The following is a 24,157-nucleotide window of genomic DNA, read 5'->3' on the forward strand; positions in this document are numbered from 1 at the left end:
GATCAGGCTCATCAGCCTCACCAGCTGACGACGCACTACGGGGGAGGGACACCCAAGTGCCCGGAACAGACGGCGGAGCTGCCGTCCAGCGCAGCACGCTGCGCCAGCAGATCGCCGACGCCCTGCGCGACGAGATCCTGTCGGGGCGGCTCGAACCGGGTCAGGAGTTCACGGTCAAGGAGATCGCCGAGCAGTACGGCGTCTCCGCGACCCCCGTCCGTGAGGCCCTGGTCGACCTCTCCGGGCAGGGACTCCTGGACTCCGCGCAGCACCGGGGTTTCCGGGTCCACGAGTACTCGCTCGCCGACTACCGGGGCATGATCGAGGCCCGCAGCCTCGTCACCGACGGCATCTTCCGCGGCCTCGTCGCGAACGCCGACGTGCACCACGCCACCCCCGCCGCCCTCGCCGGGGTCCGGCGCCGCGGCGAGGAGGCCGCCCGCGCCGCCTCGGCCGGCGACCTGAACGTGCTGATCGGCTACGACCTGCGGTTCTGGCGCGAGCTCAGCGCCCTGTTCGGCAACCCGTACCTCTCCGACTTCTTCCACCGCCTGCGTGTCCAGTCATGGATGTACGCGGTCTCGCACCTGCGCCGCGTGGACGACCTCAGAGGGCACCTCTGGTCCGGCCACTGCCTCCTCGTCGACGCCCTCGCGGACCGGGACGCCCGCGCCGCGCAGGACATCGTCACCGCGTACAACGCGGACTCCCTGGCCCTGGTCGAACGGCTGGCCGCGCGGTGACCACGGACCGCGCCGACCGCCCCGTCGCCCTGTCCACCGCCGTGGTGGACCTCACCGTCGTCGTCCCCGCCTACAACGAGGAGCGCCGGCTCGGCCCCACCTTGGACGCCGTCACCGCCTATCTCAACGGAAACGATGCGGGCGCCGGGTACGACGGAGACGCCAGGGACACCGGCGACGGTGGGAACCGGTGGGGCTCCTGGGAGATCGTCGTCGTCGACGACGGCTCCACCGACCGCACCCGCGAGATCGCCGAGCGGGCGGCCGCCGCCGCCCCCGAGGGCCCGGGCCGCACGCCCCGCGTCCGGCTCGTCGCGAGCCCCCGCAACCGGGGCAAGGGCCACGCCCTGCGCGCGGGCGTCCTCGCCTCCCGGGGCCGCCGCGTCCTGGTCACCGACGCCGACCTCGCCGCGCCCATCGAGGAACTGGAAGCCCTCGACAAGGCGCTCACCGAGGGGCACGCGGCGGCGATCGGCTCCCGCGCGACCCCCGGCGCGACGATCACCCGCCACCAGCACCGGCTGCGCGAACTCCTCGGCCGCACCGGCAACTTCCTGATACGCGCGGTCGCCGTCCCCGGCATCAGGGACACCCAGTGCGGCTTCAAGCTGTTCGACGGCGACCGGGCCCGCGCCGCGTTCGCCGCGTCACGCCTGGACGGCTGGGGCATCGACGTCGAGATCCTGATGCACTTCCGCCGCTCCGGCTGGCCGGTCGCCGAGGTGCCCGTGCGGTGGTCGCACCAGGCGGGCTCGAAGGTCCGCCCCTTCGACTACCTCCGCGTCCTCGCCGAACTCGTGACGCTCCGGGCGCGGGCGGTGCCGAAGGGCCACCTCCTCATGGCGGCCCTCTTCCTCCTCCTGTCCGTCGCCCTGTACTCGGGGCGCTGGGCGGCGCCGGCCCACCGCTACCTCCCGGACTCGCTCCGGGACCAGAACCAGTGGGAGTGGTTCTTCGCGGTGACGGCGGACAGCGTCCGCCACCTCCACAACCCGCTCTTCACGACGCTCCAGGGCTTCCCGGACGGCGTGAACCTGATGGCCAACACCGCGATGCTGGGCCTGTCCGTCCCGCTCGCCCCCGTGACCTGGCTCTTCGGCCCCGCCGTCGCCCTGAACGTGGCGATGACGGGCGGCCTGGCCGCCACCGCGTTCGCCTGGTACCGGCTGATCCTGAAACGGCTCGTACGGAGCCGGTGGGCCGCCGCGGCCGGCGCGCTCCTCGCCGCGTTCGCGCCCCCGATGGTCAGCCACGCGCACGCCCACCCGAACTTCGTCGTCCTGTTCATGATCCCGCTGATCATCGAGCGGGCGCTGCGGCTGTGCGAGGGCAGGCGCGTGGTGCACGACGGCGTCGTCCTCGGCCTCCTGACGACGTACCAGATCTTCCTCGGCGAGGAGCCGCTGCTGCTCGCCGCGCTCGGCATGGCGCTGTTCGCGCTCGCCTACGCGGTGGTGCGCAGGGACGTCGCGAAGGCGGCTTGGCGCCCGCTCCTGCGCGGCCTCGGGCTCGCGGCCGCGGTCGCGCTGCCGCTCGTCGCCTTCCCCCTGTACTGGCAGTTCCTCGGCCCGCAGAGCTACAAGAGCGTGCTGCACGGCGACAACGCGGGCAACAGCCCCCTCGCCCTCCTCTCCTTCGCCGAGCGCTCCCTCGCCGGCTCCCGCGAGAGCGCCGCCGCGCTCTCCCTCAACCCGACCGAGCAGAACGCCTTCTACGGCTGGCCGCTCGTCCTGCTCGCCTTCGCCATCGCCGTACGGCTGTGGCGGAGCGCGGCCGTCAAGGCGCTCGCCTTCACGGCGGTCGCGGCGGCCTTCCTCTCCCTCGGCGCGACGTTCCGTGTCCCGCTCACCGGCGTCGTGCTGCCGGGCCCCTGGGCGCTGCTCGCGCACCGGCCGCTGTTCGAGTCGGTCATCGAGGGGCGGGTCGCGATGGTGTGCGCGCCCGCGCTCGGCATGCTGCTCGCCCTCGCGCTCGACCGGCTGACCACGGTGCGGGTCCCGTACCGGCTCGTCGGACTCGCGGCGGTCGCGGCGGCGCTCGTGCCGATCGTCCCGGCGCCGCTCAGGGCGGTCGAGCGGGCCGACGTCCCGGCGTTCGTCGCCGACGGCACCTGGAGGCGGTACGTCGGCCCCGGCGAGAGCCTGGTCCCCGTGCCGCTGCCCGACCCGGGCAACGCGGAGGCCCTGCACTGGCAGACCGAGGCCGGCCTCGGCTTCCACCTCCCCGGCGGCTACTTCAACGGCCCCTACGGCCCCGACCACGTCGGCATCTACGGCGCCTCCCCCCGCTGGACCTCCAACCTGCTGCGCGACATCCGCTACACGGGCCGCGCCCCCGAGATCACCGACGCGTGGCGCGCCCAGGCCCGCCGCGACTTCGCGTACTGGCACGCGGGCGTCCTCGTCCTCGCCCCGCAGCAGAACGACGCCCTGCTGCGCGCGACGGTCGACCAGCTGGTCGGGAAGCCCGGAACGTGGACCGGAGGCGTATGGATCTGGGATCTGAGCAGTCTGCAGGGTGGGAGCTGATCCGGCCCCCGCGCATTACGCTGCCTTTCCGCCTTTCAGTACGGTCCTTACCGTCCTTACCGTCCTTATGGAGGAGTCGCCTTGGCCTGTGACCTGTGGCTGGTCCCGCTCGTCGACGTGCTGTGCCACAGCCCCGACAACCCCTTCGCCGAGGAACTCGCGCTCTACGACAAGGCGTTGCACGAGGCAGGACTGCCGCCGGTGCCGGTCTACTCGTACATGCCGGGCCTCTCCGGGGACGTGGCACCCGTCGCCGGCTTCGACTACGACGCGCTGCATTTCCTGCGCCGCGCCTACCTCCTCCAGATGTGCGGCCTCGCCGTCACGCCGGTCGACGAACTCGGCGGCGACTACGAACAGCTCCTGGAGATGTTCGAGACGACGGCCCAGCAGTCACACCTGGTCTGGCACTACGACCACGCGGGCGCGTACGTCCCCGTGGACTTCCCGAGCCCGCTGGCCGACGACGAACTCCTCGCCGGGGGCGGCCCGCTGGGCTCCTCCCACGCGCTCCTGCGGGAACTGGAGTACGTGGCCCGGTCGATCGGCATAGACCCGGCCAACCCCCCGGCGCCCCCGGTCCCGCCGGCGGGCCCCACGTCCCTCGAGGAGCCGGCGGCCCCGGCCCCCCTCGACAACAGCCCCTTCGCCCGCGAACGCCACGTCTGGCTGGGCCTGCACGCAGCAGCCACCAGAAGCCTGGCGCAGGGCTCGATGATCATCTTCAGCTGAACCACGGGGGGTGACGGGGATCGCTGGGAAGTCACGCGCCCCTTAAGGGGCGCGGGGAACTGCGCGACCAGCCCCAACGCACGGACAGCCGAGCACCGGCACCCGCCCCCCCCCAAAAAAAACCGAAGCCTCAACGAGGCTCAGGAGGCCGCTGCCGCGGCATATTCGGCCGGGCGCCGGGCGGCAGCGGAAACCGCCCGCCAGGCGTAGGTTCCACCACCCGCGTACCCGGCGTCACAGACGACTGCATCACCAGTGGCGCCGGCCCCGACCGGAACTCCACCATCCAGTCCGCCGTCTCCGCCCGCACCAGCTCCGTCACGTCGTCCGTGAACCGCCGCAGCACCGAAAGGCACCGCTCCGCGGCCTCACTGGCCGTGCCCTCCGCCGGTCCGAGCACCTCCCGCACGCTCTCCGACGCCCAGTCGAACTGGAGCCCCTGGAGCCGTCGCTGCACCGCCTGGGCCGTGGCCACGTCCCTTATCCAGCCCGAGGTCAGCCCGAAGTACCGGTCGCAGGCCACGCACGCCACCGAGAGCAGCAGCGCCAGATATCCCCAGGGCGCCACCCCGCCGAGCGCCCCCGTCGCGTCGAGCAGCGGCAGCGCCGCCCCCGAGACGGCGCCGACGGCCGCGCCGCCCCGCAGCGCCCGCGCGGCCCGCCGCTTCCACACCCGGTCGGCGAGGTACCAGGACGCCGTGTCGAGCGCCCCGCGCTCCACCCACCGGTAGAGCTCGTCGAGCCGCTCCGCGGGCTCACCCCAGTCACCGACCGGAAACGTCCGCCCGGCCAGATCGCCCGGCCGCACCGCCTCACCCGTGCCGTCCCGCCACTCGCCGCGCGCGCCCCGCTCCTCCTGAGGCGGTCCCTCGGGCTGCATCTCCGGCTGACTCACCCGGCACTCCCTACGACTGGTCCTGGTCAAGGATGGGGCTCACGTGCAGAGCATCTTCTTACCGCCCAATGGGTGGCCAAGGTCCCGTTTTCGCGGTATTTCCGCCTGGAAGTGGGTCTTGATCAGGTATAGGAAAGCAGCCCGTCTCACTCGAAAGAGTGCAGTGAAAGGTGCCGGAGCGAGCGCACCCTTGACCACGTAGGCTCGTTCCAGGGCGGAGACCCCGCCCGCGGCCGCAGGTCGAAACAGCAGGTCGCAGCAGCAGGTCGAAACAGGACGCAACAGGAGCTGATCGTGATTCCCGGTGGTGGCCAGCCCAATATGCAGCAGCTGCTCCAGCAGGCCCAGAAGATGCAGCAGGACCTCGCGAAGGCTCAGGAAGAGCTGGCGAGGACCGAGGTCGAGGGCCAGTCCGGCGGCGGTCTGGTCAAGGCGACGGTGACCGGCTCCGGCGAGCTGCGCGGCCTCGTCATCGACCCGAAGGCGGTCGACCCTGACGACACGGAGACCCTCGCCGACCTCGTCGTCGCGGCCGTCCAGGCGGCGAACGAGAACGCGCAGGCGCTCCAGCAGCAGAAGCTCGGCCCGCTGGCCCAGGGCCTGGGCGGCGGAGGCATCCCGGGACTTCCCTTCTAAGGAAGCCCCACCGCAACTAACGTACGTACTACTCAGCGGCTGGCATGCTCAGCGGCACAGCACCGACAGCAGTGGAAGGCACTCCGTGTACGAAGGCGTGGTCCAGGACCTCATCGACGAACTGGGCAGGCTGCCCGGCGTCGGTCCCAAGAGCGCGCAGCGGATCGCCTTCCACATCCTCCAGGCGGAGCCGACGGACGTCCGGCGCCTCGCACAGGCCCTGATGGAGGTCAAGGCGAAGGTCCGCTTCTGCGCGACCTGCGGCAATGTGGCGCAGGAGGAGCTGTGCAACATCTGCCGCGACCCGCGCCGCGACCTGACCGTCATCTGTGTCGTCGAGGAGCCCAAGGACGTCGTCGCGATCGAGCGGACCCGTGAGTTCCGGGGCAAGTACCACGTGCTCGGCGGGGCGATCAGCCCCATCGAGGGCGTCGGCCCGGACGACCTGCGGATAAGGGAACTCCTCGCCCGCCTCGCCGACGGCACGGTCACCGAGCTGATCCTGGCCACCGACCCGAACCTGGAGGGCGAGGCCACGGCGACGTACCTCGCCCGCATGATCAAGCCGATGGGCCTCAAGGTCACCCGCCTGGCCAGCGGGCTCCCGGTGGGGGGCGACCTGGAATACGCGGACGAGGTCACGCTCGGCCGCGCCTTCGAGGGGAGACGACTCCTAGATGTCTGACGCCACACTCAACGCCGTCAAGGACGATCCGGACGACTTCGCGGTCCAGATCTCGGACCAGATCGAGTCCTTCCTCGTCGCGGTCGCCGAGGTCGCGAAGGGCGACGAGCCCGACTCGGCCGTCCCCTTCCTGCTCCTCGAGGTCTCCCAGCTGCTCCTCGCCGGCGGCCGGCTCGGAGCGCACGAGGACATCGTCCCCGACGAGCGGTACGAGCCCGATCTCGGCCCCGAGCCGGACGTCGACGAGCTGCGCCAGAAGCTCGCCGCGATGCTGGAGCCGATCGACGTCTACTCCGAGGTCTTCGACCCGTACGAGCCCCGCAAGGCGCCGGTCGCCTGCCGTATCTCGGACGACCTCGCCGACGTCATGGCGGACCTGCGGCACGGCATGGCCCACTACCGCGCGGGCCGCACCACCGAGGCCCTGTGGTGGTGGCAGTTCTCCTACTTCTCGAACTGGGGCTCCACGGCCTCCGGCGCCCTGCGCGCCCTCCAGTCCCTCGTCGCGCACGTCCGGCTGAACCAGCCCCTGGACGACCTGGACGGCCTCGACACCGACGAGGACCTCGCCGAGGACGCCCTCGCGGAGGCGGCGGGCAAGGTCATGGCCGAGGAGATCGCCGGCCCGCTGGGCCTGCGCAGCGCCAGATGACCGCGGCGCCACGTCACCGCAGCGGGCGCCACATGACCTGGTGAGATGAGTCCGGCCGTGGGTACTCGCGGGTGAGGCGAAGCGGCCGGTGAAGTGACCCACCCCACTTTTCCGGTTGCCCGGCCGGGGTGCGGGCATGCGCCTGTCCGAGCGGCCGGAGCGTGACGCCCCACCGGGTCCCTACGATCAGGTGGTCACTTCTTGAGCGGGACATCTCAGGATGTGGTATTCCCCGGGCGGATTTCGGCCGCTCGTTAGACTGAGCCGACCGAGACAAACTGAGCGAGGAGCGCACGTGGGCCTTGTCGTGCAGAAGTACGGAGGCTCCTCCGTAGCCGATGCCGAAGGCATCAAGCGGGTCGCCAAGCGAATCGTCGACGCCAAGAAGAACGGCAACCAGGTGGTTGTCGTGGTGTCCGCGATGGGTGACACGACGGATGAGTTGATCGATCTCGCCGGGCAGGTATCCCCGATCCCTGCCGGGCGCGAATTCGACATGCTGCTGACCGCCGGAGAGCGCATCTCCATGGCCCTGCTGGCCATGGCGATCAAAAACCTGGGCCACGAGGCCCAGTCGTTCACGGGCAGCCAGGCCGGCGTCATCACCGACTCGGTCCACAACAAAGCCCGGATCATCGATGTGACCCCGGGCCGTATCAGGACGGCGCTCGACGAGGGCAACATCGCCATCGTCGCCGGGTTCCAGGGCGTCAGCCAGGACAAGAAGGACATCACCACGCTCGGCCGTGGCGGGTCCGACACAACTGCCGTGGCGCTCGCCGCGGCGCTCGACGCCGAGGTGTGCGAGATCTACACCGACGTCGACGGTGTGTTCACCGCCGACCCGCGCGTCGTGAAGAAGGCGCGGAAGATCGACTGGATCTCCTTCGAGGACATGCTGGAGCTCGCCAGCTCCGGCTCCAAGGTGCTCCTCCACCGCTGTGTGGAGTACGCGCGCCGCTACAACATCCCGATCCACGTCCGCTCGTCCTTCTCGGGACTGCAGGGCACCTGGGTCAGCAACGAACCGCAAGGGGACCAGAAGGTGGAGCAGGCCATCATCTCCGGTGTCGCTCACGACACCTCCGAGGCGAAGATCACCGTCGTCGGTGTCCCGGACAAGCCCGGAGAGGCCGCGAACATCTTCCGGGCCATCGCGGACTCCCAGATCAACATCGACATGATCGTCCAGAACGTGTCCGCGGCCTCGACGGGCCTCACGGACATCTCCTTCACCCTCCCCAAGACCGAGGGCCGCAAGGCCATCGACGCCCTGGAGAGGACGAAGGCGGCCGTCGGCTTCGAGTCGCTGCGTTACGACGACCAGATCGCCAAGATCTCCCTCGTGGGCGCGGGCATGAAGACGAACCCGGGCGTCACCGCCGGGTTCTTCGAGGCGCTCAGCGACGCGGGCGTCAACATCGAGCTCATCTCGACCTCCGAGATCCGCATCTCGGTCGTCACGCGCGCCGACGATGTGAACGAGGCCGTGCGCGCCGTCCACACCGCCTTCGGCCTCGACTCGGACTCCGACGAGGCCGTGGTCTACGGAGGCACCGGCCGCTGATGGCTCAGACCGACAGGCCGACGCTCGCGGTCGTGGGAGCGACCGGGGCCGTCGGCACGGTCATGCTCCAGATCCTTTCGCAGCACGCGGACATCTGGGGCGAGATCCGACTCGTCGCCTCCCCGCGCTCGGCCGGCCGCAAGCTGACCGTGCGCGGGGAGGAGGTCGAGGTCATGGCCCTCTGCGAGGAGGCCTTCGACGGCGTCGACGTCGCGATGTTCGACGTACCCGACGACGTCTCCGCGCAGTGGGCGCCCGTCGCCGCCGCCAAGGGCGTCGTCGTCGTGGACAACTCGGCCGCCTTCCGGATGGACCCGGACGTGCCGCTCGTCGTGCCCGAGGTCAACCCGCACGCCGCGCGCGTGCGGCCGCGCGGCATCGTCGCCAACCCGAACTGCACGACCCTGTCGATGATCGTCGCCATCGGCGCCCTGCACGCCGAGTTCGGCCTGCGCGAGCTGGTCGTCTCCAGCTACCAGGCCGTCAGCGGCGCCGGCCGCGCCGGCATCGACACCCTCCGCCAGCAGATGTCGCTCGTGGCCGGTACGGAGCTCGGGACGAGCCCCGGCGACGTACGGCGTGCCGTCGGCGACAACACCGGCCCCTTCGCCGAGCCGGTCGCCCTGAACGTCGTGCCGTGGGCCGGCTCCCTGCGCGAGGACGGCTGGTCCTCCGAGGAGATGAAGGTACGGGACGAGTCCCGCAAGATCCTCGGCCTGCCGGATCTCAAGGTCGCGGTGACCTGCGTACGGGTCCCCGTCGTCACCACGCACTCCCTGACCGTCCACGCCCGCTTCCAGAGCGAGGTCACCGTGGACAAGGCGCGCGAGATCCTCGCGACCGCGCCCGGCGTCGTCCTCTTCGACAACCCGGCCGCCGGGGAGTTCCCCACCCCCGCCGACGTGGTGGGCACCGACCCGACCTGGGTCGGCCGCGTCCGCCGCTCGCTCGACGACCCCGCCGGGCTCGAACTCTTCGTGTGCGGGGACAACCTGCGCAAGGGCGCCGCGCTCAACACCGCGCAGATCGCGGAGCTGGTGGCGGGCGAACTCACCGGAGCGTGAGGCCTGGTGAGTTCTGCCTCCTGCCCGGTGAGTCCTCCTGCCTGGTGAGTTCCGCCTCTTCGCCGTCCGGAAGCCGGACTCGGTAGCCCTCTGAGCGGTGCGCTTTATAGGATCTGTGCGAGTCCTGTGAGGGTGGCCGCGAGTGGTCTTAACCACTTGTCCCGAGCCCTTGCGGCGCCCGAAGATTCGTCGAAGACGCCTCCCCGTTCTGTGCAACCGGACACAGGGCGGGGCGCGTCTTTGCGATCGCCTTTCGGGGGCGTAGGGCGCCGGGAAACTGGGGCATAGGGGAAGAGCGGGTACGCATGAGGGCACTTGACGCAGCGTCGTGGTTGTTGCCTGCCGGAAACGGGACGCCTGTCGCGTACAACCCTGACGGGGGGAAGCGTGTCCAACAGGCGTGGCAGAGGTACTCGAATTCACAGCGGTACAGGCGAGGGGCGCAGCTCTTCGCCCGCCCCGGCGTCCCCGGAAGTCCGGTTCGTCCGGCGGCATGCCGGTGATCGCCCCGATGCCAACAGCGCGGCAAGCCCGCATACCGGCTCAGCGCGAAGGCGCTGAGGACGTGGCGGCCGGCACCACGGTCGACCACCTCACCGAGACCTACCGCGCCCACTACCGGTCGCTCCTCGGTCTCGCCGCCCTGCTCCTGGACGACACGGCCTCCTGCGAGGACGTCGTGCAGGAGGCGTTCATCAGGGTCCACTCCGCGCGCAAGAGAGTGCGGGACCCGGAGAAGACGCTCGCGTATCTGCGTCAGACGGTCGTGAACCTCTCGCGCTCCGCCCTGCGCCGCCGCATCCTCGGCCTGAAGCTTCTGACGAAGCCGATGCCCGACATGGCGAGCGCGGAGGAGGGCGCGTACGACCTGCTGGAGCGTGACGCCCTGAAGAAGGCGTTGCGCGGGCTCCAGCGCCGCCAGCGCGAGGTCCTCGTCCTGCGCTACTTCGCGGACATGACGGAGGCGCAGGTCGCGGAGGCGCTCGGCATCTCTCTGGGCTCCGTGAAGGCGTACGGGTCCCGGGGCATAGCGGCGCTCCGCGTCGCCATGGAGGCGCCGGCATGAGCAGCGACAACCAGCGGAACGAGCGGGATGAGCAGGTCAGGCACGTGGGATCCGGGGACGACACTGTGAATCACGGCCCTGGCCACGGCCCCGGTCACGACGGAGACCTTTCGGGCGGTCAGGGATCTCCCGACCCGCTGGACTCCCTCGGCGGTGACGAGCTGGCGCTGCGGCGCCTGCTGCACGAGGCCGTGGAGGAGATCGAGCCGAAGAGCGGGACGCTGGAGCATCTGCGCCGCGCGGTGCCCGTGCGGCGGGCCCGTAAGCGGCAGGCCGTCGTCGGGATGGCGGCCGCGGCCCTGTTCTGCGGTATGGCCATTCCCGCCCTCGTCCATGTGACGGGCTCCAGCGACTCGAACGACCGGCCGTCCATCGCGGGCAACAGCGAGGCGTCGCACGGCGGTACGGGTTCCGGCAAGGGGCCCGACGGCGGTCAGAGCAGCACGGGCAGCCCGTCCGGCAAGTCGAAGTCCAAGGGCAAGGGCGGCAAGAAGGGCAAGCCCGCCGACAAGGGCAAGGGTGCGGGCGGCGGTGCCACCGGCGGCCCCGACCCCGCGAGCACGGCGGCCGCGAGCTCCCCGGTCTGCGGCCCGGCGGACCTGGGCAACGCGTCGCCGAACGTGGGCGTGGCCGACGCCGACGGCAAGGTTTACGGCTCGTTCCGCGTCACGAACGTCTCCCAGGGCAACTGCACGGTGGACGCCCCCGGCGCCGTCTCCGTGGTCGCCCAGGGCGCGGCCGAGGCGGCCAAGGTCAACGTCGTCGACCACACGGCGGGTGACGCCGCGACCGCTCTCCCCGACCCGGCGACCGAGCCGAGCCAGCTGATACTCGAACCGGGCATGTCGTACGAGGTCCGCTTCGCGTGGGTGCCGTCGGCCAGCTGTCCCGCCACGGGCGGACCGGGCGATCCGTCGCCCTCGCCGAGCCCGTCGGGCGCCGGCGACGGCTCGGGCGGCACGACGGGCACGACCACGGAACAGGGCGGCATGTCGACGCAGCTGGCCGGCGAGGGCACCACGGCCGACGGAAGCGTCCTGGTCTCCTACGCGGCGGAACCGGACACCCCGTCCTCCAGCACCACCATCTCCAACGCGTGCCAGGGAACGGTCTACCGAACGGGAATCCTCCCGGCGTCATAGGGGCTAACCCCGGGGTGACGCCTCGGGGCTGGGCTCCGGCGCCTGCTCCTGCTCCTGCGTGGTCTCGGTGGGGGAGTCCGTGAGGCCCAGCATGGCGTCGCGGGTGAACTCCGCCTCGCGGCGCAGCAGGCGGAACCACATGAAGACCACGAAGCCGGCGAAGACGAACCACTCGCCGGTGTAGCCGAGGTTCTGGAACGCCTTCAGGTCGAGCCCGCTGCCCTGCGGCGCCGTCGCCGGTACGGCCGTCATCCCCGCGTCCGCCGTGTCGAGCGTGATCCACGCGTCGTAGACGTCGTACGGGACGAGGTTCACCAGGGACGCCGCGCTGATCGCGCCGAGCTGCCCGGTGGGCAGTCCCCCGGCCGCGGACGCCCCGTTGGAGCCGGGGCTCTCGGACGCCTGGAGCGCGCCGGTCACCGTGACTTCGCCCTTGGGTGCGGCGGGAGCCTTCGCCGCGCTCGCCGCGCCGGGCATCCATCCGCGTACGACGGGCAGCGCCTTGCCGTCGCCACCGCCCGGACCGGCGGAGCCGTCCGTGCGGAGCAGCGTCACCACGTAGAAGCCGGTCCTGCCGTCGAGTTCACGGCCGGGGACGAGGAGCTGCCTGCCGTAGTGCCCGGTCGCGGTGGCCCGCTTACCGGACGTCTTCTGGTCCACGGGCAGCAGCGAGTCGAGCGGCCGGGGCGCGGCCTTCTCGTTCGCCGTCGACTGCGCGGAGGCGTCCTTGTGGCCCTGCACCCGGTCCTCGAAGCGGCCGAGCTGCCAGGAGCCCATGAAGACGCAGAAGGGGATGGCGAGCACGACGAACACGTTGATCCCCCACCACCGGGGGGTCAGGAGGAACCGGTACACCCTCCCCACGGTACGGCGCTCGCACGGGGACCCGGGCCGCGGGGTGGCCCGGCCACCCCGCGAACGGCCACCCCGCGATCCCCGCCCCCGGCGAGAGCCGTCAGCTCAGATGCCGCGCCGCGAAGTCCAGCTCCAGGCGCACCTGCTTGATCCGCTCCTCCACGACCAGCGAACCGTGCCCCGCGTCGTACCGGTACACCTCGTGCGTGGCGCCGCGCGCGGCGAGCCGGTCCACGTAGTTGTCGATCTGACGGATCGGGCACCGCGGGTCGTTGACCCCCGCCGAGATGTAGACCGGGGCCTTCACGTCGTCAACGTACGTCAGCGGGGACGACGCCGTGAAACGGTCGGGGACCTCCTCGGGCGTGCCGCCGAACAGCGTGCGGTCCAGCGCCTTCAGGGCCTCCATCTCGTCGTGGTACGCCGTCACGTAGTCCGCGACGGGCACCGCCGCGAGGCCCACCGCCCACACGTCGGGCTGGGTGCCGACGCCGAGGAGCGTGAGGTATCCGCCCCACGAGCCGCCCGCGAGGACGAGCCGGTCCGGGTCGGCGAGCCCGGACGACACGGCCCACTCGCGGACCGCCGAGACGTCCTCCAGCTCGATGAGGCCGACGCGGTGCTTGAGCGCGTCCGTCCACTCGCGCCCGTATCCGGTCGAGCCCCGGTAGTTGACCCGGACCACCGCGTACCCGTGGTCCACCCAGGCGGCGGGTCCCGCCGCGAAGGAGTCGCTGTCGTGCCAGGTCGGCCCGCCGTGCACCTCGAACACCGTGGGCAGCGGCCCGGTCGCCCCCGCCGGCTTCTGTACGAGGGCGTGGATGCGGCCGCCGGGACCCTCCACCCACACGTCCTCCACGGGCACGGACACCGGCGCCTTCGTCCCCGGCGGATCGAGGACGACCCCGCCGGACGTGGAGCGGACGACGGACGGCTCGGCGGCCGACGACCACAGGTACTCGACACTCCCGTCGGGCCGCGGCGTCGCCCCCGACACCGAGCCCGGCGGCGTCTCGACCCGGGTCAGCACGCCCGAGCCGAACTCGTACCGCCACAGGTCGCTGCGGGCCTCGAAGCTGTGCGCGACCAGGAGGGCGGAACCGTCCGGATACCACTCGGCCGAGACGTCACCCGGCAGGTCGAGGGCGAGGTCGGTCTCCGCGCCGGACGCCACGTCCCACACCATCGGCTCCCAGCGCCCGCGCCGCTGATGCCCGACCAGGAGCCGGGTGTCCCCGTCGACCGGGGCGAAGCCGAGAACCTCCAGACCCAGCTCACGCGTGCCGCCCTCGGTGTCGTCGAGCTCGGCGACAGCGGTCCCGTCGGGCCGCACCACACGCAGCGCCGCGTGCATGGCGTCACCGTGCTCCGTGTGCTCGACGGCGATGAGGGTGCCGTCGTGCGAGAGGTCACCGACGCCGGCCGACTCGCGGTGCCGGTAGATCTCCTGGGGTGCGCCGCCGTCCCGGACGACATGGATGGTCGTGCCGTCCTCGTCCGTGGAGCGGCCCACGACCGCCGTCGAGCCGTCTCTGCCGAGGGCGAGACCGGCCGGGTACGAGGGCTCCAGCCCCGCCACCGCGGGGACGTCCTCGCCCCCGCCGAAGGGCTGGCGCAGCCACACCCCGAACTCGTCCCCGTCCTTGTCGCTGAACCACCAGATCCACTCGCCGTCGGGGGACAGGACACCGTCCGTCGTCCCGTTCGGCCGGTCCGTCGCTCTGCGCTGCTCGCCCGTCGCGCGGTCCCACGCGTACAGCTCGTACGTCCCCGTCGCGTTCGACACGAAAAGGGAGCGGTCCGGCGCGTCCTCCGCCCAGTCGGGCAGGGACACCCGCGGCGCACGGAAGCGCTTCTCCCAGTCCGGCATGGATCCGCCGCCCGCCCCCCGAGGGGTCCCGTTGCTCTCAGTCATGGCCCCATAGTGCCCTCCCCCGGTGACAACCCGCCGACGAGATTCCCCAGCCTGTGGATAACTCTCGCGGGGGCTGCCAGGAGTCAGCGCGGGATCTGGGCCTCGCCCTGGGCGACCTCGACGTCCGTGTGCAGGTCGTAGGCCGCCTCCGCCAGCGTGCCGGCCGTCAGCGCCGCGCACACCAGGAGCGCGACGACCGGCGCGCGGCGCAGCGCCCGGCGCGGGCGGCCCGTCGTGGCGCCGGTGGACAGCAAAGCGGTGACGCGCCGCGGCACCGGTCCCGCCGTGGCGGCGAGCGCCGTGCGGGGCCGTGCCACCGCACCCGGCGTGCCCGCCGCGGCGAGCGCGGCCCGGCCGATCGCGCGCGCGGTGAGCGCCCGGTCGCCCGTAGCGGTGGCGGCGGACTCGTCCGCCCAGCGCTCCAGGGCGTAGGCGAGCGGTTCGCGCAGGCCACGCAGCATCGGGTGGAGGGTGACGGCCAGCTCGGCCGCCGAGAGGAACAGATGGTGGCGGCCCCTGAGGTGCGCCCGCTCATGGGCGAAGAGCACCTCGCGCTCCCGCGCGTCCAGGGCCCGCAGCATGCCCGTCGTCACGACGATCCTGCCGGGACGTCCCGGCAGGGCATACGCGTACGGGAGCTCGTCGGGGCGTACGGAGAGCTCGTCGGCGGCGTCGGGGGACCCGGCGTGGGCCGCCCGCATCTCGCGCCGCTGCCGCAGCCCCGTACGGACAAGGGTCACCGCGCCGGCCGCAAGGGCGAGCACGGCGAGGATCGACGCGGGCAGGAGGGCCGGGGAGTCGTCGCCGAGGAGCGGCGGCGAGAGGTGCGCGAAGGCGGCCACGAGCGGCAGCCGCAGCGCGCCGGCCGACGCGAGAAGGACGAGCGCGGCCGTGCTGGACGTGGCGAGGCCGATGGAGAAGCCCGCCAGCGTCCAGGCCGCGGCGCGGGGCGGCAGCCAGGCCGCGGCCCGCCGCGCGGCAGGCACGGCGAGCAGGGGCATGAGCAGCGGAACCCAGACGGCGTAGATCATCGGCCGACACCTCCGCTGTCACCGGTGGCGTCCAGGCCACCGGTGCCGCCGTCGAGCAGTGCGCGCAGCATCAGCTCGTCCTCGGAGCTCAGCTCGGAGACGAAACGGGCCAGGACCGTGCCGCGGTCCTCGTCCTTGTCGAGCTCGGCGTGCATCCGGCGGGCCGTGAGCCCGTGGGAGTCCTGCGCGGGCCGGTACGCGTAGCCGCGCCCTGCGCGGTCGCGGGTGACCGTCCCCTTGGCGTAGAGCCGGGTCAGGATCGTGGTCACGGTGGTGCGGGCCAGGTCGTCGGCGAGCGATCGCTGCACCTCACCGGGGGTGAGCGGCGCGTCGGACGCCCACAGCGCCGCGAGGACGCTCGCCTCGAGCTCGCCCGCGGGACGCCGTTCCTGATCCTCGGCCATGGGAACGATCCTCCGCTCTTCGTCGTCTACAGTTGCGTAGACCGTCTACATGACTGTAGTCACTCGGTCGGGTGCGTCCATCGGTAGCCGCCCCTCGCCCGTCCCGTCCTGCCCATTATGAGATGACAGAGAGAGGAGCGGCCCCCATGGCCGTAGACCCCCTCGCCGCCGCCCAAGCGGTGAACGTGCTGGACGCGGGTTCGCTCCTGTCCGCCTTCGGTGCCCTGGGCGTGGCCGTCGTCCTCTTCGCGGAGACCGGCCTGCTCGTCGGTTTCTTCCTGCCGGGCGACTCGCTGCTCTTCACGGCGGGCCTGCTCTGCGTGGGCGGCTCGCACGGGCCCGTCCACCTGTCGCTGCCGCAGGTCCTGGCCGCCGCCGTCGTGGGCGCGCTGGCCGGAGCGCAGACCGGGTACTGGATCGGCCGCCGCGGCGGCCGCGCACTCCTCGCCCGCAGCAGATCCAAGAAGCTGCACGAGGGCGCGGCCCGCGCCGAGGAGCTCCTGGAGAAGTACGGACACGCCAGGGCGATCGTCCTGGCCCGCTTCGTCCCCGTCGTCCGTACGGTGCTCAACCCGCTGGCCGGAGCGCTCGACGTGCCCGCCAGGGTCTTCACGGTGTGGCAGGTCATCGGCGGCGCCGTCTGGACGGTCGGCCTCGTCCTCGCGGGCTACGCGCTCGGCTCCTCCGTTCCGAACGTCGACCGGTACCTCCTGCCGATCGTCGCCCTCGTCGTCATCGTCTCCCTGATCCCGCTGGCCCTGGAGGTGTGGCGTTCCCGCGCCCGGGCCCGTGACCGCCGCACAGCAGAGGAACACTCGTCGTGACCCAGCCCCTCGCCTTCAGCGGCGCGTCCGTGGACGGCAGCCTCTACACCTGGGTCACCGACCTCGCCTCCCGCACCCCGCACCTGGTGAACAACGTGGTGTCCCTGTGGTCGGACCTCGGGCTCGGCCTGTTCGCCGTCCTGATGCTCGTGGCGTGGTGGCGCGCGAGAGGTGAGGGCGGCGTCCGCATGGCCCGGGTCCTCGCGTCCCCCGTCATCGTCGTCCTCGCCTACGGGGTGAACTCGGTCCTCAAGTCGCTCATCGACGAACAGCGCCCGTGCCAGACCCTCCACACGGTCACCGTGGAGGCGTGCCCGGCGCTCGGCGACTGGTCGTTCCCCAGCAACCACGCGGTGATCGCCGCCGCGGCCGCCGTCGCCCTGATGCTCGCCGACCGGCGCATCGGCCTGATCGCGGTCCCGGCGGCGGTGCTCATGGCCGCCTCCCGGGTGTGGATCGGGGCGCACTACCCGCACGACGTGGCGGTCGGCCTCGCGGTCGGCGCCGTCCTGGCCCTGCTGCTCTCCCAGGTGGCGACCCGGGCCACACCCCTCGTGGACCGGCTGAGCACGTCGCGCCTGCGGCCGCTGGTATCGACGCAATGACGTGGCGGGGGCGGCAGTGGTGGCCGGGGGCTGTGACAGCCGGCTCCGGTTCGCGCGGGGGCGCGTGGCGTGAGCGGCGCGGCTCCCTGCTCGTCGCCGCCCTCTGCGCGCTGCTCTTCGTGGCGCTGACCACGGTGGTCCTCGTACGGCACGGGCAGCCGTTGCCCGGCGACGCGGCGAGCCACGACTGGGCGCGCCGGCACCGGCCTCCCGTCGCCCTGGCCCTCGGCCGTGCCGTGACCGCCACCGGCACCGGCGTCTGGCCCTACCTCCTGGCGGCCCTCGCCGGAGCGTTCGCCGGCCGCGCGGCGCACCGATGGCTGAGAGGAGCCCTCCTCGCCCTCGCCGTCCTGGTCGCCGGCCAGCTGATCCGCACGGGCCTGATGGAACTCATCGACCGGGCCCGCCCGCTCCGCCACGACTGGGCGACGCACGCGTCCGGCTACTCGTTCCCCTCCGGTCACGCGACGACGTCGGCGATCGTGGCCGGGCTGCTGTGCTGGGCGGCGCGCCGGGCGGTGACGCGCGCGGTCGTCCTGTGCTGGGCGGTCGCCGTGGGCCTGACCAGGATCGAACTCGGCGTGCACTGGCCGACCGATGTCGCCGCGGGCTGGCTGCTGGCGGCCACATGGCTCCTGACGTTGCACGCGCTCTCACCGCACCCCATCGCCCCCGCATCCCCCGGGGACCCTGACGCTCCCGAATCCCCTGACGCCCCCGAATCCCCCCGGGACCCTGACGCTCCCGAGGGCCCCGCTCCCGACGTCCCGCGTCCGCCTACGCCCCGTCGAATACGTCGATGACGCCGCCGCCCCCGCGTGCCACTCGACGACAGACAGGTCCCGCGTCAGGTGAACCCGAACTCCCCTTCCCCGTCCCCCGAGGCTGGTTCGTCCCCCTCCGGCCCCGATGACCAACCCCCACACCCCGCCCCGACGCCCTCCCACTTACCCCTCGGCCCGCGCGTGCTCGGGCTGGTGCGGAAGCGGCTCACCTGGTGCATGGTCGCCGCCTACGTCGCCGCCGTACTGGTCCCCGGCCCGGGCCGCTGGGCCCGTACGGCCGGATGGGCCGCCCTGACGTTCCAGCACGGACACGGACAAGCGCACGGCCCCGGCACCGGTCCCACCCTCCCGTCGCTCCTCCTCGCCTACGTGCTGTTCACCGCGGCCCTCCAGGTACCCGCCCGCGAACTGCCCACGCTGCTGCGCCGCCCCGTGCCCCTGCTCGTCGGCACGGCCGCGGCCGTGGGCGTCCCCGTCGCGCTGCTGTTCCTGCTCTCCCGCGCGTTCGCGTGGCTGCCCGACTCGGACGGTGGCAGCGGCCTGCTCACGGGCCTCGCGCTGATCGGCGCCATGCCCGTGGCCGGCGGCGCGACGGTGTGGGGCGGCAGAGCGGGCGGCAACCAGACACTCGTCGTCGGCCTGGTCCTGTCGTCGACGATCCTCAGCCCGCTCACGATCCCGCTGACCCTGCTGTCCGCCGCGGCCGTCACCCGCGGCGGCTACTCCACGGCCCTCGGCCACCTTGCCGGAACGGGCGGCGGCCTCTTCGCAGTAGCGGGCGTCGTCGCCCCCTGCCTCGGCGGCCTCGCGGTACGCGGCCTGCTGCCCCGCCGGATGCTGGCCGGTGACCTGGCCTGGCCGAAGGTCGCCGCGCTCGCCGCCGCACTGCTCCTGACGTACACGAACGCCACCGGCGGGCTCGGTGACATGGTGAGCCACCCCGATCCCCTGCTGTTCGTCGCCGCGGCGGGCGCGGCCGCCCTCATGTGCGGGGCGAGCTTCGGGCTCGGCTGGTGCCTGGCGCGCGCCCTGCGGAGCAACCGTCGCGACGCCATCGCGATCACCCTGGCGACCGGCATGAACAACAGCAGCGCGTCCGCCGTCCTGGCCACCGACCGGCTCGCGGACCACCCGCACGTCCTGCTGCCGGTCCTGGCCTACAGCGTGCTCCAGAAGGTCCTGGCCGGCCTGGTCGACACCGCGTTCACCAGATCACCGAGAGCCCAACAGAGCGGCGCCCCGTGAAAAGGTGCCGTCCTCGCCCCAGTAATTCGCGTCACGAATTACACAACTTCACGGATTCGGAGGGCGGTTACGGAAACCCTCTGCTGCCGTATTCTGACCGAATGGCAATGGACGGCGGGGAGAAGACGGGGGTCGTCACCGCACTGGTGCGCTCCTCCTTCCTGGTCAACGCGGCGTACGCGGAGGCGGGCCGGGAGTGCGGACTGACCCCGCAGCAGGGGCAGTTGCTCTGCGCGCTGATGCCGCAGCCGTACGGCATGAGTGAACTCGGCGCGCTGCTCGGCCTCGCCAGGTCGAGCCTCACGGGCCTGGTGGACCGGACCATGCGGCGCGGCCTGGTGCGCCGCGAGCCGGATCCCCGGGACGGGCGCGCGGTCCGGGTCGCGCTGACCGACGAGGGCGCCGCGCTCGCCGAGGACTTCCGCGCCGCGACGTGCCGCCGGATCGAGGAGCTGTCCGCCGGACTCGGTGCCGCCGAGCGCGCGACCCTCGCCGAACTTCTCGGCCGGCTGCTCCAGGAGAATGCCGGTCGTGACAATGCCGGTCGCGCCGCGAACCGCAATAGTTCGTGATGCGAACTATAAATAAAAATCCGTCGGACGGGGATCGTTAAGGCCGTTACCTGAAGCTGGCGAATCCGTTGAACCGGTATGCGGACGCGACCTCGCGGCCGTATCTGTCCAGTCATAAGGAGAACGTGATGTCTCGCATCGCGAAGGCCGCCGCTGTCGCGCTCGGCACCGGCGCCGTGGTGATCAGCGGTGCCGGCCTGGCCATGGCCGACGCCGGCGCCCAGGGTGAGGCCGTCGGTTCGCCCGGTGTCATCTCGGGCAACACGGCCCAGGTCCCGATCCACATCCCGATCAACGTCTGCGGCAACACCGTGAACGTCATCGGCCTGCTGAACCCGGCCGTCGGCAACAGCTGCGCCAACGAGGACGACCACGAGGGCGGCTACGGCGGCGACCACGGCTACGGCGGCTGACCGACCTGACAAAGGCCCCCGGCGCACCGGCGCGGGGGCCTTTTCCATGAGCTCAAGTACCGCAATCCGCCCGATAGTTCAGGCGTCGTGTCCTACGCGTAGCGGTACAGATTCCCGTGCTTGATGAGGGAGCTCGGCTTCACGTCCCACGGTGGCATCGGCTCGTCCCCCGCCACCACCCGCTCCGTCCCCGCCGCCTTCGTGGCCGGCAGAAAAGCGGCCGACTGCGGGTGCTGCCGCTGCCAGCGGGACCAGAGCAGGTCGATGAAGGAATGGTGGAGCCAGAAGACCGGGTCGTTCACGGACGCGGCGCCGAGCATGTGCCCCCCGATCCACCGGTGCACCCGGTTGTGGTTACGGAACCTGCCGTTGCCCACCCCCGAGGTCCAGCCCTCGACCTTATTGCGGAAGCCGCGCGAGGACGTCGAGTTCCACGGGGTGGAGTCGTACAGCGAGTCCCGCATCGCCCACGCCAGTTCGTCCTTGGTGGGCAGCTCGATGGGGTCACGCGGGCGGCCGAACTCACGGGTCAGGAACTCGCCCTCCGTCACCCCCACCTTGATGGTCCAGTGGCCGCCCCCGTACGCGAACGGCCCCGTCATCACGCGCCGGTCGGAGCGGCGGCCGTTCCCGCCGAGGAACCCCTCGCCCCACAGCGAGGAGTGCGGGGAGCGGTCCACCGTCCAGTCCCAGTAAGGGACGGAGACCCCGGGGTCGATCCGCTGCAGCGCCCGTTCGAACTCGAGCAGGAACCGGCGGTGCCAGGGCATGAACGTCGGTGCCATGTGCGCCACGGGATGCCCGCCGCTCCCGTCACCCACGTAGAACTCCACGTGCATCCGCACGAAGTCGTCGTACTGTCCCTTGCGCTTGAGCGCGAGCACCGCGGACACGAACCGCCTCTTCTGTGCCGCGGTGAGCGCGCTCTGGTTCTGCCGCGTGTAGACCACGCCGTCCCCCTCCTTCTCCTTTGTCTCTCGGTGATGCTCAGAGCGCGTGGCGACGCAGTATCTGGTCGCCGAGCTCGTCCACGGCCCCCCTGGCCGCGGCCAGGGGGGTGGGGAACGACTGGTAGTGGTCGACCATGGTCAGATAGCTGCCGTCGGCGCGGCTCATCAGATGCAGCGGCCGGCCATCGACCGTGACGTCCCAGAGTGCGGCGCCGTGAGCGGTGTGCGTGCGCATCGGGGCGTCGGCCCGCGTCCCACGGATGTGGCGGCCGCGGTAGGTCTCCTCGAAGTCCCCGCCGGCCGCGTCCTTCATGTCGTCGCGCGGCTCGCGGAAGGCCCGGCCGACGAGTGCGGCGGCCGGCACCACGGCGGCGGCCAGCGCGACGCCGACCACCCGCCGCACCACGGTCCTGCGGCTGACGACCCCACGGCCGGCGGGGCCGACTCCCGCGGGCGACGTCTGGACGTCCACTGGCGTCTCCTTCTGCAACCTCTGGGCCTGCGGGCTCACATGACGACGGGCATGACGACTGGCGTGACTACGGGCGCGTCCGTCACGCGAGGTCGAGGACCGCCCCGGGCGCCGTCTGCAGGAGCGGCGTGCCGAGCGCGGCGTCCGGCAGCGTCAGGTCCGGCATTCCGAGCCGGTCGGCCCGCGGGCCGGTCAGCGGCGGGTTCACCGACGCTCCGGGGGTGGCCGTGTGCACGTCGGACCCCGGCGTCGACAGGCCCACGTGATCGATCTTGTGGTCCCCCGTCGCCTCGGACAGCGGCGCGAAGATCCGGGTCGCGGGCAGCTCACTGCTGAGCGGAACCGCAGGAAGGAGCGGCTCGGGCAGCATCCTCCCGGTGACGAACCGCGGGACGTCAGGCCTGCCGGGCACCGGGATCGGCACCCCGGTCGACAACTCGGGCGCCTTCACATGCAGCGCGCTCTCCACACCGTTCAGCGGAACGGCTACGGGAGCCTGCTCACCCGCGGCGGCGGGAGCGGCCCCCGCGCCCGCGGCGGCGAGGCAGCCGGCGAGTACTGCGAGTGTCCCTCGGGCAGTTGACTTCATGTTCGGACACGGATCCTTTCGGGCTTCGCGGTACTTGTCACCGCAAAAGGAGTAACGAGCCGACGGCCGACATCAGTTCAAACTTCCCTCAACCGGCGCAATCAGCTGATATGTCAGCTAATCCAGAAGTCCCACCAACGCGTCAGGATCAGCATCCCGATGATCCCGACGTGCACGACCGGTAGCACCCATGTGAACTCGCCGAAGAAGGAACGGAGCCAGGACGGTGCGGGCAGGAATCCCTTGCGCACGTTGAACGACGTCACGTACCAGAACATGACGATCGTGGCGACCCACGCGAGGCAGCACCACAGGCACAGCGAGTTGATCCGGTACAGCGACTGGAACTGGAGCCACGTGCAGAATCCGACGCCGAACAGCGTGCCCGCGTTGAACGTCAGCCAGTGCCAGCGCGGGAAGCGGGCCCGGCCCAGCAGGCTCATCCCCACGCAGATCACGACCGCGTAGGCCGCGAGCCCCAGCATCGGATTGGGGAACCCGAAGGCCGAGGCCTGCGCGCTCTTCATGATGTTCCCGCAGGACACCACCGGGTTCAGGCTGCAGCCCGGCGTGAAGTTCGGGTCCTCCAGGAGCTTGAACTTGTCGATCGTGATGACCCATGCCGCGAGCAGACCCGCCGCACCGGTGATCACCAGAAGCAGCGCGAGACCGAGGGGAGCACCTTCGGGCGCGGCCTCCGGGGCGTCAACAGGCTGACGAGCACGGTGAGTCGGACCCGACTGCCGCGGCATCCCGGCCGGGCCCGCCTCGGTCCTCGTGGTTCCCATCGGGCGGCTCCTTACCTGTCAGGCGCGCAGCTGGCGTACGGGGAGCAGGCAGTGCGCCGCGCCGGTCAGTGTCGCCTCGTCCATCGCGAACGAGACGAGGTCCGTCTCGGCGACCGGGGTGCCGGGCACTGCCGTCGCCCAGGGACGGGTGGTGAACACGAAGTAGGCGTAACCCCGTTCGGCCGCCGCGGCGAGCCACTCGGGGGGTGCGACGCACTGGGCGTTGAGGTACGGCATGCTGACGACGGCCTGGCCGGCCACGACGAGCAGCGAGACGGGGAAGCTCGGCATGCGCTGGGCGTCCACGACGTCGCCGACGGGCAGGCCGTTGTTCTCCAGCAGGGCTCGCACGGCTTCGGTCGCCCCCTCGCGTCCGCCCGCACCGTCCCCGAGTGAGTAGGCGAGCAGGAAGGGGATGTCCTTTGCCTCGTCCGGGTGTTGGCCGCTCCATGCGATGACGGCGAGGGTGCCCAGGTCGGAGGCGCGGAATTCGCGAGCAGTCGGCGTTGAAGTCACCACGGCAGACTAGCCACGCCCGCCGGGCGCCCCGCCGACCTTTCACCCGCTTGGGGGAACGCCGCCCACTCGAACGTGAAAACGGGGCTGGCCGGACAGGCCGAGAGGCCGGTCCGGATCCGCTCGACGCGGTGGGGACCAGCCTCTTTGTCGGCCGGGGGCCGGGGACCGCTACTTGCCGAGGGGGAGGCCGCCGAGGAGTCCGGCCGGGGCGCCGGCACCGTCGTTGTTCAGGTTGTCCGCGGTCTTCTGCACTGTGTTGAGGGCCGAACCGCCCTTCCCGGTGTCGAGCATGTCGGTGCGCAGCGGCTGGGCGTCGCGGACCGACTGGCTGCCGAGGGTGCCGAGGGTGCCGGTGAGGCTCGTCGGCGTGAGGTCGGAGGCGAAAGCGGGTGCGGCGACACCGGCGATGACCATGGATCCGGCGACGACGGCGGCGGCCTTCAGGGGCTTCATCATGTTCCTTCCTCGGGGTGACGATCT

The 24,157-nt window shown here is 71.9% G+C and carries 27 protein-coding genes; 16 read left to right on the forward strand and 11 right to left on the reverse strand.

Features of this window, described 5'->3' with window-relative positions:
• Positions 1 to 56: 56 nt before the first annotated feature.
• The 3 genes from EOT10_RS10030 (at position 57) to EOT10_RS10040 (ending at position 4,003) form a co-directional block, all read left to right on the forward strand.
• Positions 57 to 743: a GntR family transcriptional regulator gene (locus EOT10_RS10030; RefSeq protein WP_127827747.1), complete on the forward strand. Its 687-nt coding sequence runs from the start codon at positions 57 to 59 to the stop codon at positions 741 to 743.
• Positions 740 to 3,271, forward strand: a complete 2,532-nt coding sequence (locus EOT10_RS10035; RefSeq protein WP_127827748.1) for a dolichyl-phosphate beta-glucosyltransferase — start codon at positions 740 to 742, stop codon at positions 3,269 to 3,271. The genes EOT10_RS10030 and EOT10_RS10035 overlap by 4 nt, the downstream gene beginning before the upstream one ends.
• Before the next feature lie 81 nt (positions 3,272 to 3,352).
• Positions 3,353 to 4,003: a hypothetical protein gene (locus EOT10_RS10040; RefSeq protein ID WP_127827749.1), complete on the forward strand. Its 651-nt coding sequence runs from the start codon at positions 3,353 to 3,355 to the stop codon at positions 4,001 to 4,003.
• Between the two features lie 130 nt (positions 4,004 to 4,133).
• On the opposite strand, the gene EOT10_RS10045 is transcribed toward EOT10_RS10040, so the two are convergent.
• On the reverse strand, positions 4,134 to 4,898 hold the full coding sequence (locus EOT10_RS10045) for an SLATT domain-containing protein (protein WP_127827750.1): 765 nt from the start codon (positions 4,896 to 4,898) through the stop codon (positions 4,134 to 4,136).
• 294 nt (positions 4,899 to 5,192) lie between these two features.
• On the opposite strand from EOT10_RS10045, the gene EOT10_RS10050 reads away from it, so the two are divergent.
• The 7 genes from EOT10_RS10050 (at position 5,193) to EOT10_RS10080 (ending at position 11,710) form a co-directional block, all read left to right on the forward strand.
• Positions 5,193 to 5,534, forward strand: a complete 342-nt coding sequence (locus tag EOT10_RS10050) for a YbaB/EbfC family nucleoid-associated protein (RefSeq protein ID WP_127827751.1) — start codon at positions 5,193 to 5,195, stop codon at positions 5,532 to 5,534.
• Positions 5,535 to 5,619: 85 nt separating this feature from the next.
• The gene (gene recR, locus EOT10_RS10055; protein ID WP_116511760.1) at positions 5,620 to 6,219 is read left to right on the forward strand and encodes a recombination mediator RecR; all 600 of its coding nucleotides are present in this window, start codon (positions 5,620 to 5,622) and stop codon (positions 6,217 to 6,219) included.
• Positions 6,212 to 6,871: a DUF5063 domain-containing protein gene (locus EOT10_RS10060; protein ID WP_127827752.1), complete on the forward strand. Its 660-nt coding sequence runs from the start codon at positions 6,212 to 6,214 to the stop codon at positions 6,869 to 6,871. The genes recR and EOT10_RS10060 overlap by 8 nt, the downstream gene beginning before the upstream one ends.
• A 295-nt stretch (positions 6,872 to 7,166) precedes the next feature.
• Positions 7,167 to 8,438, forward strand: coding sequence for an aspartate kinase (locus EOT10_RS10065; RefSeq protein WP_127827753.1), 1,272 nt, complete (start codon positions 7,167 to 7,169; stop codon positions 8,436 to 8,438).
• Complete coding sequence (locus EOT10_RS10070; RefSeq protein ID WP_127827754.1) at positions 8,438 to 9,502, forward strand: aspartate-semialdehyde dehydrogenase; 1,065 nt, start codon at positions 8,438 to 8,440, stop codon at positions 9,500 to 9,502. The genes EOT10_RS10065 and EOT10_RS10070 overlap by 1 nt, the downstream gene beginning before the upstream one ends.
• A 400-nt stretch (positions 9,503 to 9,902) precedes the next feature.
• The gene (locus EOT10_RS10075; protein WP_127827755.1) at positions 9,903 to 10,568 is read left to right on the forward strand and encodes a SigE family RNA polymerase sigma factor; all 666 of its coding nucleotides are present in this window, start codon (positions 9,903 to 9,905) and stop codon (positions 10,566 to 10,568) included.
• Complete coding sequence (locus EOT10_RS10080) at positions 10,565 to 11,710, forward strand: hypothetical protein (protein WP_223280899.1); 1,146 nt, start codon at positions 10,565 to 10,567, stop codon at positions 11,708 to 11,710. Before EOT10_RS10075 ends, EOT10_RS10080 begins: the two co-directional genes overlap by 4 nt.
• Positions 11,711 to 11,713: 3 nt before the next feature.
• On the opposite strand, the gene EOT10_RS10085 is transcribed toward EOT10_RS10080, so the two are convergent.
• From EOT10_RS10085 to EOT10_RS10100, 4 genes are all read right to left on the reverse strand, one after another.
• Positions 11,714 to 12,565: an SURF1 family protein gene (locus tag EOT10_RS10085; RefSeq protein WP_189491377.1), complete on the reverse strand. Its 852-nt coding sequence runs from the start codon at positions 12,563 to 12,565 to the stop codon at positions 11,714 to 11,716.
• Positions 12,566 to 12,665: 100 nt separating this feature from the next.
• Entirely contained in the window at positions 12,666 to 14,480 is a 1,815-nt protein-coding gene (locus EOT10_RS10090) for a S9 family peptidase (RefSeq protein WP_127827757.1), read from the reverse strand.
• Between the two features lie 83 nt (positions 14,481 to 14,563).
• Positions 14,564 to 15,511, reverse strand: coding sequence for a M56 family metallopeptidase (locus EOT10_RS10095; RefSeq protein WP_127827758.1), 948 nt, complete (start codon positions 15,509 to 15,511; stop codon positions 14,564 to 14,566).
• Complete coding sequence (locus EOT10_RS10100; protein WP_127827759.1) at positions 15,508 to 15,915, reverse strand: BlaI/MecI/CopY family transcriptional regulator; 408 nt, start codon at positions 15,913 to 15,915, stop codon at positions 15,508 to 15,510. The genes EOT10_RS10095 and EOT10_RS10100 overlap by 4 nt, the downstream gene beginning before the upstream one ends.
• 146 nt (positions 15,916 to 16,061) lie before the next feature.
• Between EOT10_RS10100 and EOT10_RS10105 the strand changes: the two genes are divergently transcribed.
• The 6 genes from EOT10_RS10105 to EOT10_RS10130 all read left to right on the forward strand — a co-directional run bounded on the left by EOT10_RS10105 (position 16,062) and on the right by EOT10_RS10130 (position 20,359).
• Positions 16,062 to 16,739, forward strand: coding sequence for a DedA family protein (locus tag EOT10_RS10105; protein ID WP_127827760.1), 678 nt, complete (start codon positions 16,062 to 16,064; stop codon positions 16,737 to 16,739).
• Positions 16,736 to 17,344 (forward strand): phosphatase PAP2 family protein, encoded by a 609-nt coding sequence (locus EOT10_RS10110; RefSeq protein WP_127827761.1) that lies wholly within the window; start codon positions 16,736 to 16,738, stop codon positions 17,342 to 17,344. Before EOT10_RS10105 ends, EOT10_RS10110 begins: the two co-directional genes overlap by 4 nt.
• A gap of 32 nt (positions 17,345 to 17,376) precedes the next feature.
• Positions 17,377 to 18,147: a phosphatase PAP2 family protein gene (locus EOT10_RS10115; protein WP_189491380.1), complete on the forward strand. Its 771-nt coding sequence runs from the start codon at positions 17,377 to 17,379 to the stop codon at positions 18,145 to 18,147.
• Between the two features lie 174 nt (positions 18,148 to 18,321).
• Positions 18,322 to 19,374 carry a bile acid:sodium symporter family protein gene (locus tag EOT10_RS10120; protein WP_127827763.1) on the forward strand — a complete coding sequence of 351 codons (1,053 nt, stop codon included), beginning with the start codon at positions 18,322 to 18,324 and terminating at the stop codon, positions 19,372 to 19,374.
• Between the two features lie 101 nt (positions 19,375 to 19,475).
• Entirely contained in the window at positions 19,476 to 19,946 is a 471-nt protein-coding gene (locus tag EOT10_RS10125; protein ID WP_223280900.1) for a MarR family winged helix-turn-helix transcriptional regulator, read from the forward strand.
• Between the two features lie 128 nt (positions 19,947 to 20,074).
• Positions 20,075 to 20,359 carry a chaplin gene (locus tag EOT10_RS10130; RefSeq protein ID WP_127827764.1) on the forward strand — a complete coding sequence of 95 codons (285 nt, stop codon included), beginning with the start codon at positions 20,075 to 20,077 and terminating at the stop codon, positions 20,357 to 20,359.
• A gap of 92 nt (positions 20,360 to 20,451) precedes the next feature.
• Here the strand turns inward: EOT10_RS10130 and EOT10_RS10135 are convergent, their stop codons facing one another.
• The 6 genes from EOT10_RS10135 to EOT10_RS10160 all read right to left on the reverse strand — a co-directional run bounded on the left by EOT10_RS10135 (position 20,452) and on the right by EOT10_RS10160 (position 24,130).
• Positions 20,452 to 21,309 (reverse strand): tyrosinase family protein, encoded by an 858-nt coding sequence (locus EOT10_RS10135; RefSeq protein WP_127827765.1) that lies wholly within the window; start codon positions 21,307 to 21,309, stop codon positions 20,452 to 20,454.
• Between the two features lie 37 nt (positions 21,310 to 21,346).
• Positions 21,347 to 21,781, reverse strand: a complete 435-nt coding sequence (locus EOT10_RS10140) for a tyrosinase cofactor (RefSeq protein ID WP_223280901.1) — start codon at positions 21,779 to 21,781, stop codon at positions 21,347 to 21,349.
• Positions 21,782 to 21,863: 82 nt separating this feature from the next.
• Positions 21,864 to 22,370, reverse strand: a complete 507-nt coding sequence (locus EOT10_RS10145; RefSeq protein WP_127827767.1) for a hypothetical protein — start codon at positions 22,368 to 22,370, stop codon at positions 21,864 to 21,866.
• Between the two features lie 113 nt (positions 22,371 to 22,483).
• Positions 22,484 to 23,122 (reverse strand): vitamin K epoxide reductase family protein, encoded by a 639-nt coding sequence (locus EOT10_RS10150; protein ID WP_431313272.1) that lies wholly within the window; start codon positions 23,120 to 23,122, stop codon positions 22,484 to 22,486.
• A gap of 54 nt (positions 23,123 to 23,176) precedes the next feature.
• Entirely contained in the window at positions 23,177 to 23,674 is a 498-nt protein-coding gene (locus EOT10_RS10155; protein WP_127827768.1) for a DUF5949 family protein, read from the reverse strand.
• A 171-nt stretch (positions 23,675 to 23,845) separates the two neighbouring features.
• Positions 23,846 to 24,130, reverse strand: coding sequence for a hypothetical protein (locus EOT10_RS10160; protein WP_127827835.1), 285 nt, complete (start codon positions 24,128 to 24,130; stop codon positions 23,846 to 23,848).
• Positions 24,131 to 24,157: the final 27 nt, after the last annotated feature.

Origin of the sequence: Streptomyces antnestii (assembly GCF_004005495.1) — a bacterium.
In the GTDB taxonomy this organism is placed as follows: Bacteria; Actinomycetota; Actinomycetes; order Streptomycetales; family Streptomycetaceae; genus Streptomyces; species Streptomyces antnestii.